Raw genomic sequence first — 7,043 nt, 5'->3', positions numbered from 1 at the left:
CTTGAACTTTCAACTTAGTGCTTCTTAACACCCCTACTCTCCTTCAACCGCTTCAACTGACCAACGATAATTATACTCACAATCACCAGCAGGCTCCACGAAGTGATCTTATGCCACGTTACCATTTGCCAGCCTTTATGCTGGTAGGCATATTTCCAGGCGCCAAAGAAGGTAGCTATATTTTCGGCAAGCCATATAAAGAAACCGATGATCACGAACGAAAGCAGTGCCGATATATAGTAAACCTTGTCGTGAAGACGGAACGAAAATTTTGTTCGCCAGAATATAATAATCAGCACCACGGTAATGTAGAATCGCAGGTCGGTGATAAACGCGTTGGTGAAAAAGTTCAGGTAGATCGCTGCGCCTATGGCTACAGCATATATAGTCTTTGGCCAATGTACGGTATCGAGTCTCAAATTTCGCCAGGCCTGGCATATATAGCTGCCTACGCTGGCATACATAAAACCTGAATACAGTGGAACACCAAACACTTTGGTATAGGCCTGATCAGGATACGACCACGAACCATGATATACTTTGTGCAATTCCATAATCAATCCCAGCAAGTGAAACATGGTGATGACAAGCACTTCATCGCGCGTTTCAAGACCGGTTTTATACATGATCACTTGTGCCAGTATACAGACAATGAGCAACAGATCGTAGCGCGGTATACCAAGATGCAACGCAGAAGAAAGGGCCAGCGAAAGAAAGATGAGCACCGGGAAAACACAAGATATAGCCTGCAAGTATCCGAACCAGATAAACTGCTTCGCGAACGACATAAACCTGCTCTCGGCACCATGGGGTGTGAGCCAGTTCTCCAGAGTAAGGTGTAGCTGTTTCAAGCCCATAGTAACGGAAGTACCGGGGAAAAAGATTTACACATTTCAACCAAAATCATCAACCAAAACAGTTTTCATTTTGTTAATTTTAACCCGATCAGTTTTCAATTGGCTGCTGGCTTCTGGCTGCAAGCTACTGGAAGCTGGAGGCTAGCAACCAAAAATTCTTATTATGAAGGATGTATTGGAAGTAAAGACTGAACATAAATATACTGAGGTAGCAGAGCGTATTGAGTCGCTTATTGAGAAGAAGGTGCTGAAGGTAGGCGATAAGTTGCTGTCAGTGCGGGCGCTTAGTAAAGAGCAAGGTATAAGTTTGAGCACGGCTTTTCAGGCGTATTATCTTCTGGAGAGTAAAGGGTTGATCGAGGCTCGTCCGCAGTCAGGGTATTATGTGAAGTATTCGCGTGAGCATATACTGGATATTCCGCAGGTTTGCGAACCATCCGATGATGCTGTGCCCGTGAGTGTTGATGATATGATCAACAGTGTATACAATGATCTCAACGCAAAAGGTGTTACCAATTTTTCACTTGCCACACCTTCTATTAAACTGCTGCCAACCGCCAAGCTGAACAAAGCAGCGCTGCAAGCTATACGCGAATCTCCCACGAGTTGTCTCAATTACGAAAATGTACAGGGTAATGCCATGCTGCGGAAACAAATTGCGCGACAGGCTTTCAATTGGGGCGGAACACCGAGCGAAGATGATATAGTAGTAACAGCAGGTGCCGTAGAAGCTATGTCGTTATGCGTGAAAGCGGTAACAAAACCAGGTGATACGGTAGCGATTGAAACACCTACATACTATGCTATATTTCAGGTCATGGAGAGCCATGGGTTGAAAGTGGTGGAGATACCTACAGACCCGTTGCTGGGTATAGATATAGATTACCTGGAGCAGGCTATACCGCGCTTCGATATCAAGGCATGTTTATTTGTAAACAACTTCAACAATCCGTTGGGTAGCTGCATGCCAGACGATCGAAAGAAAAAACTGGTGGACATGCTGGCGAAGAAAGAGATTCCACTTATCGAGGATGATATTTATGGAGAGCTATATTTCGGCAAAACGCGGCCGAAGACGTGCAAGACGTTCGATAAGAAAGGACTTGTATTGCATTGTGCTTCGTTCTCCAAATCGTTGGCGCCTGGCTATCGTATCGGCTGGACTATACCGGGTAAATTTAAAGAACGCGTTATGCGGCTCAAGCGCATGCATTCTGTTTCTACCAATACATTAACACAGGCAGCCGTTGCCAATTTTCTGAGCAATGGTCGTTATGAATTGCACCTCCGCCATTTGCGCAAGGCGCTGCACACACAATCGCTGCGCTATCTGCAGGCTGTGTCTGAATATTTTCCTGACGATACGCGCGTTACACGCCCGCAGGGAGGCTTTACATTGTGGATTGAGATGAACAAGAAGGTTAATGCTTTCAAACTTCACAAGCGCGCGTTAAAGCACAACATCGGCATTGCCCCGGGACAGATTTTTTCTACGCAGGGAAGATTTGAAAATTGCTTCAGGTTAAGTTATGGTGCTCCGTGGAATGAGCAGATTGAAGAAGGAATTAAAACTTTGGGGAAACTAGTACGCGACTGGAAATAAACCGCGGTTGCAGACATTATTGAATCTGCATCAAAATTTGTTTCCTCTGCCTGACGTTATTCTGACTGGATGACGATTTTTTCCACATTACTGTTGGCCGATATTCTTGTTCGATAATCGGTCACACTGCCAGAAGAAAACTCCAAAAAACACCAATATTGAGAGAAAGACATAAACCATAATTCGAAGTGGTTATATTCTATCCCAAAGATGCCAGCTTTCCGGCATTACAGCCCGGGCCTCTGTTATCATCCCGCACTGAAGTAAGTTCGGCAAGGCTTTTGTAAGTTTTGCATCCCAAAACCACCTGTATAATTGCCTGTTCCAATTAAACCTTAACTCCTTATCTTGCAGTGTTTTTTATTTGAAAACCAACGAATTATGATAAAACAGATTTTCCGGCTCGGTTTCTTTTTCACAGCGAGCGTGTTAGCCGTTAATGCCAATGCTTTCCAGACTGAAAGCTCACAACAGGATACAATTACTGCTCCTTCGGATTGGTTCTTACGCGATCCGGAGACCGATCATATACAGGGGCTTAGCGTAGAAAGAGTATATGGAACGCTGTTGAAGGACAAGCCCTCTAAAACCGTGCTGGTAGCTGTAATAGACTCAGGTATCGACATTAACCATGAAGATCTGAAGGATGTGATCTGGGTAAATGAAGATGAGATTCCCGGCAATGGTATTGATGATGACAAGAACGGATACATCGATGATGTGAACGGATGGAATTTCATTGGCGGTAAAAACGGCAATGTAAATGAAGACACGTATGAAGTAACACGTGAGTACGCGCGCCTCAAGCCGAAGTATGAAAATGTAGAAGAGAAAAAAGTATCCAAAAAAGATAAGGCCGAGTACGCGTACTGGAAAACAGTGCAGGCTAAATATGATCGCGATTTTGAGTTCAACAAAACACAGTATGAACAATATAAACAGCAATACGAGCTATATAAAAATGCATTGGGTACCATCGACTTCTGCGATAGCTTACTGGAAGCCACAACCGGCAAGCCTGTTCGCAAATCATCTCTTGCTTCTGTAAACGCTACCAATGACACACTTCGTTTTGCGAAAGAAACGTTAACGAAAGTGATGGAGAATGTAGAAGAAGATATTCTGGTGAGTGAGTTTATCGATGAGCTGAAAAGCTATATCGGTCAGCTTGAAGAGGGTATAGATCACTATCGTGTAGCCGTTGAGTATGGCTATAGCCTCACTTTCAACTCACGCTCTATTGTGGGCGATGATCCAAAAAATCTCACTGAAAAGCATTATGGCAACAACGATGTGAAGGGACCGGATGCTCGCCACGGTACGCACGTTGCCGGTATCATTGGTGCCAATCGCAAAAATACAATTGGTATTAAAGGTATAGCGGATAATGTGCGCATCATGTCTGTTCGTGCTGTACCCAATGGCGATGAGCGCGATAAAGATATAGCCAACGCTATTATCTATGCTACAGATAACGGAGCGAAGATCATTAACATGAGCTTCGGTAAATCATTCTCACCTAATAAAGACCTGGTTGATAAAGCTGTGAAGTATGCCGAATCGAAAGGTGTATTACTTGTGCATGCTGCGGGTAATGAAGGTGAAGACACCGATGTTGAATCAAACTTTCCAAACCGTAAATTCCTGAAAGGTGGGGAAGCGAAAACATGGTTGGAGATCGGAGCATCCTCGTGGGGTGCTGATGAAAACTTTGTAGGCTCGTTCTCTAACTACGGAAAGAAATCAGTGGACTTCTTTTCTCCGGGTGTACAGATATATTCTACCACACCGGAAAACACATACGAAGAGTTACAAGGTACCAGTATGGCAAGCCCTGCTGCTGCGGGTGTAGCGGCAATCCTGTTGTCGTATTTCCCTGATCTTACCGCGACACAATTAAAAGATGTGATCCGCCAGTCAACACGCAAGTTTGACGGACTAAAGGTTACCAAACCGGGCTCGCAAGAGAAGGTTCCGTTCAGTCAGTTGAGCAGCACCGGTGGTTTGGTGAATGCTTATGAAGCTGTAAAGCTTGCACAATCCATGAAAGGTAAACCGCTGGAAAAATAAGCGTACACAAAGCGTTCGATAATGACACAAAAAGTGCTGAAGAAAAAAATCTTCAGCACTTTTTATTTATACCTAAAGCAAAAATCACGCGTCTGGTGGTATGGATTGTTTAAATAATTACCGATATACATACCGACTTCTGCTGAAACCTCGCTTTATTTCATTGCAATCGTTGTATTTCATTTTCCAGACAGGGGGTAAAAAATCCGCCTTTACGCGTGTGCCCCGGCGGATAGCGAACCGGTAGCTTTCCTATACTAAAGCTCCCTTTTATGAAGTCGTTCTTACAAATTCCTATCGCAGCATTCGTGCTGCTCGTGTCGTGCCAGACATTGCTATCTGCCCCTGCCAAAAAATATGGGTTCTCCCTTCCGGATCATCTGCAGGAAGTATCTATGCGATATAAAAGTGTAGATGATCTGATCTTGTTGCCCGTGGTCATCAACGATTCTATCAAAGTAAATCTCATTCTCGATACCGGTTGTCGAAACCTGGTATTGTTCGGAAAGCGCTTTCAGAAACTATTCAAGCTTGAGCCTGACAAGAAAGTACAATTTTCCGGATTGGGATCCGGCCGGTCTGTAAATGGAGCGCTTTCACTTAGCAATAAAGTTGCTATCGATGCTGTGGTGGGAGAACTACTGCCGGTAATAGTTATACCAGAACAAAACCTCTTTCATTCTTTTATAAATGTACATGGTGTAATCGGCTACGATGTGTTCACCAAATTCGAGATTGAGATTAACCCGAAGGAAAAACAAATTACGTTTCGACCAGCGGCTACCGCTACGTTGAACCCAGACTATATACAAGTTCCTATTCGCATTGCTGACTCACGACCATTGATCGATTGCCGCGTAGTATTCGACAAAAACAGAACGCATGTGTGCGACCTGATGATCGATACGGGTTCTACACTGGGCCTGCTGCTCAAAACAACGGATATGGATAGCTATAAATTCAAATTTCGTCCACGCGAAACGGTGCTAGGCCGCGGACTTAACGGAGACATTGAAGGATATCAAACAAACACAGAAGTGCTTCAGCTAAGCGCCCTCGAGATCAAGAATTTACCGACCGGTATTATTTATTCACCGTGGCACAACTATGCATCGATCGGTATGAACATTCTGAAAAATTATACCCTGGTGCTTAATTACTGCAAAGGCTACGCTGGCTTTAAAAAAATTGTATGACTGTTTATGGAGAGGATTTAGTCTACAAAGTACCGTGGCATGGTTCGATTCTTTATCTTCACACCATGCCGCGGATACAAATCACACTGCCTGAGAAATTTATATTTACTACAGAGTTACCCGTTCGTGTTTCCGATCTCAACTATGGAGCGCATGTTGGCAATGATGCTATTCTTACGTTGATGCAGGAAGCACGGGTTATACTTTACAGATCGCTCGGCTTTAAAGATGAGATCAGTTTTGATGGAGCTGTCGGGCAGATCATTGCCGATGCTGCCATTCAGTATAAATCAGAAGCATTCTTAGGCGATCGCCTCGTCATTAAAATTGCGGTGGATGATTTCTCCCGCTTTGGATTTGAAATGTACTATCTGCTGGAGAATACAGCCACAGGCAAAGAAGTAGCAAGAGGCAAAACCGGTATCGTCTGCTTCGATTATGAAAAAAGAAAAATTGCTGCTATACCGCTTGTTCTCCTAGAGAAACTACAATCACTTTAATGATCGCAGGTAGCTGAGGCTTTCCTGTATCTGCTGCTCTGCCCGTGACGATTCGTCTTCTATGAAATAGTGTTTTATACCTATAGCTTTTGCTTCTGTCATGATCTGCGCAATGTTCACATCGCCTTTGCCGAGCGTAACATTACTGTCGTCATCCGCTTTGCCGTTCAAACTATCGGGAGTTCCTTTCTTACGGTCTTTCAGATGAAGCAATACCCAGCGGTTTGCATATCGCTTTAGCAGCGCTATCGGGTCTTGTCCTGCCTGCTTTACCCAGAACACATCCATCTCCATATACACATAGCGCGTATCGAATGTGTCCATCATATAGTCGAACAAGGTTCCTTTTTCATGTGGCTGAAATTCATATCCATGTGGATGATAGCAAAGCAGCAATCCATTCTGTGCCAATATTTTTCCGGCTTTGTTGAATACCGCTGCAGCTTTGTTTACATCCTCAACCGTGAATGTATCGCCGTTGTGTGGTATCCAGAAGCAGACCACGAACTTGGCACCGTATGCACGGGCATCATCGGCTACGGCTTGCGGAAAATTCATGAGGCGATCGAAGTCAGTACCGTAGCTTACTACTTGCAGCTGATTCTGGGCTATTAACTTGATGAAGTCGGGAAATGGCAAACCGTAGGTTCCGCCCAATTCAATTTCTTTTATACCGAGGGATTTTATCTTGGCCATGGTGCCGGGCACATCGATAGCAAATTGATTACGGAGGCTATGTAGTTGCAACCCGATTTCCTGGGCCTGAAGGGTAATGCTGGCAAACAACAGGAGCGATACCAGAAACGCGCGTAGGGAG

At 44.4% G+C, this 7,043-nt stretch carries 6 protein-coding genes; 4 read left to right on the top strand and 2 right to left on the bottom strand.

The features are described from left to right. Window positions 1-14: 14 nt before the first annotated feature. Entirely contained in the window at window positions 15-857 is an 843-nt protein-coding gene (locus V7Q33_RS18650) for a DUF817 domain-containing protein (RefSeq protein ID WP_333820807.1), read from the bottom strand. Between the two features lie 163 nt (window positions 858-1,020). Here V7Q33_RS18650 and V7Q33_RS18645 point away from each other — a divergent pair, with 163 nt between their 5' ends. From V7Q33_RS18645 to V7Q33_RS18630, 4 genes are all read left to right on the top strand, one after another. Continuing rightward, window positions 1,021-2,460, top strand: coding sequence for an aminotransferase-like domain-containing protein (locus V7Q33_RS18645; RefSeq protein ID WP_333820806.1), 1,440 nt, complete (start codon window positions 1,021-1,023; stop codon window positions 2,458-2,460). A gap of 381 nt (window positions 2,461-2,841) precedes the next feature. Continuing rightward, on the top strand, window positions 2,842-4,530 hold the full coding sequence (locus V7Q33_RS18640) for a S8 family peptidase (protein WP_331978293.1): 1,689 nt from the start codon (window positions 2,842-2,844) through the stop codon (window positions 4,528-4,530). A 272-nt stretch (window positions 4,531-4,802) separates the two neighbouring features. Next, a complete protein-coding gene (locus tag V7Q33_RS18635; RefSeq protein WP_331978295.1) occupies window positions 4,803-5,726 on the top strand; it encodes an aspartyl protease family protein in 924 nt (307 codons plus the stop codon). A 65-nt stretch (window positions 5,727-5,791) separates the two neighbouring features. Further along, window positions 5,792-6,226: an acyl-CoA thioesterase gene (locus V7Q33_RS18630; protein WP_331978297.1), complete on the top strand. Its 435-nt coding sequence runs from the start codon at window positions 5,792-5,794 to the stop codon at window positions 6,224-6,226. On the opposite strand, the gene V7Q33_RS18625 is transcribed toward V7Q33_RS18630, so the two are convergent. After that, window positions 6,218-7,043 (bottom strand): sugar phosphate isomerase/epimerase family protein (locus V7Q33_RS18625; RefSeq protein WP_333820805.1); only part of this gene is annotated, 826 nt, incomplete at its 5' end. The genes V7Q33_RS18630 and V7Q33_RS18625 overlap by 9 nt on opposite strands.

It is taken from the genome of Ohtaekwangia sp. (assembly GCF_036786105.1).
Classification (GTDB): domain Bacteria; phylum Bacteroidota; class Bacteroidia; order Cytophagales; family Cyclobacteriaceae; genus Ohtaekwangia.
This window is presented reverse-complemented; position numbering and strand designations above follow the sequence as displayed.

What these genes read in the sequence shown, in the direction of transcription:
- V7Q33_RS18630 (WP_331978297.1), top strand. Translation starts at nt 5,792, where the DNA reads ATGCCGCGGATACAAATCACACTGCCTGAGAAATTTATATTTACTACA.
- V7Q33_RS18640 (WP_331978293.1), top strand. Translation starts at nt 2,842, where the DNA reads ATGATAAAACAGATTTTCCGGCTCGGTTTCTTTTTCACAGCGAGCGTG.
- V7Q33_RS18645 (WP_333820806.1), top strand. Translation starts at nt 1,021, where the DNA reads ATGAAGGATGTATTGGAAGTAAAGACTGAACATAAATATACTGAGGTA.
- V7Q33_RS18650 (WP_333820807.1), bottom strand. Translation starts at nt 857, where the DNA reads ATGGGCTTGAAACAGCTACACCTTACTCTGGAGAACTGGCTCACACCC.
- V7Q33_RS18635 (WP_331978295.1), top strand. Translation starts at nt 4,803, where the DNA reads ATGAAGTCGTTCTTACAAATTCCTATCGCAGCATTCGTGCTGCTCGTG.